The organism is Rodentibacter rarus (genome assembly GCF_001998965.1).
Lineage (GTDB): Bacteria > Pseudomonadota > Gammaproteobacteria > Enterobacterales > Pasteurellaceae > Rodentibacter > Rodentibacter rarus.
On the sequence record NZ_MLHJ01000063.1, the window covers coordinates 1 to 3481 of the forward strand.

The window sequence follows — 3481 nt, forward strand, 5'->3', positions numbered from 1 at the left end:
AAAATATGACCGCACTTTTTGTTTAATCTATCATAAGAAACTATTTTTTCTCGCCTATTGGTAGCACGGTTCTACCGTAAGACTCATTTAATACTTCAGCCGCCGCTAAATAGAAGGCACAAAGTGCAGTGATTAACCCTAAATATCCCCCGATATTCACAATGGCGTGATTGCCTGTGGCATCACCAATGGCTAATGCGTAAAAGGTTAAGGTTAAAAAGAAGAAAATCGCTTGTAATGCACGCGGTTTTGGGAAAGTTGCGAAGAACATCATTAGCGTGAACGTTCCCCAACAGCCTAGATACCAGCCGACAAATTGCGCCGAGGTTTCTCCTTTAAAGAACGCCACAAATAACGCCCAAGACCACCAGAATGCGCCATAGCTGATAAATGCGGTAAATCCAAAAGTGTTGCCTTTTTTAAACTCAAACATCCCTGCGATCATTTGAGCGGTACCGCCAAAAGCAAATGCCATACCGAATACCAAACCGAGGTTGGAACTATCAAAAATCCCTGCATTGATTAAACATAATAACCAAGTCGTTAATGCAAACCCACATAACCCGAGGGGACCCGGATTCGCTAAACCCTCTTTCGCTGACATAAATTTTTTCCTTAATAATTTTGAGTATGAAAGTCGTGCATTATGGCGAAATCCTGCTCGGAAATAAAGAATAAAATAGAAAAAAATTTGCCCTATATCAATGGGATTGATCAAGATCAGCTTTTCATTAAATAGGTCTTTAATGTGATCGAGATCACAGAAATGAAGGCGTATAATCCTCTTTAGTTAAACTTTAAAAAAATATTAGGAGAAAACTATGAGTAATGCAGTTGAAAACGCAATCAGCCCGGCTCAAGCAGAAGTGAATGCTTTGGTAGAAAAAGGCTTAGTTGCATTGGAGGAGTTTCGTCAACTCAACCAAGAACAGATCAACTATATTGTGGCGAAAGCCTCTGTTGCCGCCTTGGATCAACACGGTGTGCTTGCGATGCACGCCTACGAAGAAACCGGTCGTGGCGTATTTGAAGACAAAGCCACCAAAAACCTGTTCGCTTGTGAATATGTGGTCAACAATATGCGCAATTTAAAAACCGTGGGCGTGATCAGTGAAGATGATGTCACTGGGATTACTGAAATTGCCGATCCTGTCGGTGTGATTTGCGGTGTCACGCCAACCACCAACCCAACCTCAACAGCGATTTTCAAATCACTCATTGCGTTAAAAACCCGTAATCCTATCGTGTTTGCGTTCCACCCCTCAGCACAACAATCTTCCGCTCATGCGGCACGTATTGTTTATGAAGCAGCGGTGGCGGCAGGTGCACCGAAAAACTGTATCCAATGGATCGAGCATCCGTCAATGGAAGGCACGTCCGCTTTAATGAAACATCCCGGTATTGCGACCATTTTAGCCACCGGCGGTAACGCTATGGTGGAAGCCGCCTATTCTTGCGGAAAGCCGGCTCTTGGCGTAGGGGCAGGGAATGTGCCGGCTTATGTGGAAAAATCTGCGAATTTAAAACAAGCCGTGCATGATATTGTGATGTCAAAATCCTTTGATAACGGTATGGTCTGTGCATCCGAACAAGCCGCTATTGTTGATGAAGAAATCTACGCCGATTTTGTAAAAGAAATGCAATCTTACGGCGTATATTTGGTGAATAAAAAAGAAAAAGCGATGTTGGAAGAATTGATGTTTGGCGTAAAAGCAGACAGCAAAAACTGTGCCGGTGCAAAACTTAACGCCAATGTCGTGGGTAAACCTGCCACTTGGATTGCAGAACAAGCGGGATTCAAAGTGCCGCCACGCACCAATATTTTACTGGCTGAATGTAAAGAAGTGGGCGAAAAAGAACCGCTTACCCGTGAAAAATTATCGCCGGTACTTGCCCTAGTGAAAGCCACCTCGACTGAGGACGGCTTAAATAAGGCAGAACAAATGGTCGAATTCCACGGATTGGGTCACTCTGCGGCAATTCACACCAACAATGCCGAATTGGCAAAAGAATTTGGCGAACGTGTTAAAGCCATTCGTGTCATTTGGAATTCGCCTTCCACCTTCGGCGGCATCGGTGATGTGTATAACTCCTTCCTTCCTTCCCTCACACTTGGTTGCGGTTCTTACGGCAAGAACTCGGTGGGCAACAACGTAAGTGCGGTCAATTTAATTAATATAAAACGTGTGGGAAGACGGAGAAATAATATGCAATGGTTTAAAGTACCTTCAAAAATCTACTTTGAACGGGATTCAATCCAATATTTACAATCAATGAAAGGGATGGAACGTGTGGTAATTGTTACCGACCGCACTATGGTGGATCTGGGCTTTGTCGAAAAAATTGCCGAGCAAATTACCGCGCGTGGCAACCACGTTACCTACCAACTTTTTGCGGATGTTGAACCGGATCCATCTATCGAAACCGTGCGCCGTGGTACCGAATTATTACGCAGCTATCAACCGGATACCATCATTGCTCTTGGTGGGGGTTCCGCAATGGATGCCGCAAAAGTAATGTGGTTATTCTATGAGCAACCTGAAGTGGATTTCCGTGATCTTGTGCAAAAATTTATGGATATTCGCAAACGTGCGTTCAAATTCCCACAATTAGGACGTAAAGCTCGCTTTATCGGTATCCCAACCACTTCCGGCACCGGTTCTGAGGTGACACCATTTGCGGTGATTACCGAAGGCGATAAAAAATATCCAATCGCTGATTATTCTTTAACACCGACTGTGGCAATTGTGGATCCGGCTCTCGTGATGACCGTACCGGCGAATGTTGCGGCGGATACCGGTCTGGATGTGCTCACCCACGCAACGGAAGCTTATGTTTCTGTGCTTGCTAACGACTTTACTGACGGCTTAGCGTTACAAGCCATTAAATTGGTCTTTGAAAACCTAGAGCGTTCCGTGAAAGAAAAAGATCCAGAAGCTCGGGAAAAAATGCACAACGCCTCTACTATGGCAGGGATGGCATTTGCCAACGCTTTCTTGGGGATGAACCACTCTCTGGCACACAAAATCGGGGGGCGTTTCCATACACCACACGGACGTACCAACGCCATTTTAATGCCGCATGTGATTCGTTATAACGGTACTCGTCCGGAAAAAACCGCAACTTGGCCAAAATATAACTACTACAAAGCGGATGTGAAATACCAAGATATTGCCCGTATGCTCGGTTTGCCTTGCGCAACACCGGAAGAAGGGGTGAAATCCTTCGCCCAAGCCTGCTATGATTTAGCGGAACGCTGTGGTATTAAAATGTCCTTCAAAGCCCAAGGCTTGGACGAAAAAGCGTGGATGGATGCCCGCCGCGATGTGGCATTGCTCGCCTTTGAAGACCAATGTTCACCGGCGAACCCACGCTTGCCGTTAGTGGCGGATATGGAAGAGATTTTAACGCGCGCCTACCATGGTTATAATCCTGAAGATTATTAAACGTTAAAACCTTGCGAAAAATAACCGCACTTTAA

General features: G+C 45.1%; 2 protein-coding genes. One reads left to right on the plus strand and one right to left on the minus strand.

The genetic code is table 11. The annotated features are described in order from the left end of the window. Window positions 1-40 precede the first annotated feature (40 nt). Window positions 41-604: an acetate uptake transporter gene (locus tag BKK50_RS07135; protein WP_077416708.1), complete on the minus strand. Its 564-nt coding sequence runs from the start codon at window positions 602-604 to the stop codon at window positions 41-43. A gap of 217 nt (window positions 605-821) precedes the next feature. On the opposite strand from BKK50_RS07135, the gene adhE reads away from it, so the two are divergent. Beyond that, a complete protein-coding gene (gene adhE / locus BKK50_RS07140) occupies window positions 822-3446 on the plus strand; it encodes a bifunctional acetaldehyde-CoA/alcohol dehydrogenase (RefSeq protein WP_077416710.1) in 2625 nt (874 codons plus the stop codon). Window positions 3447-3481: the final 35 nt, after the last annotated feature.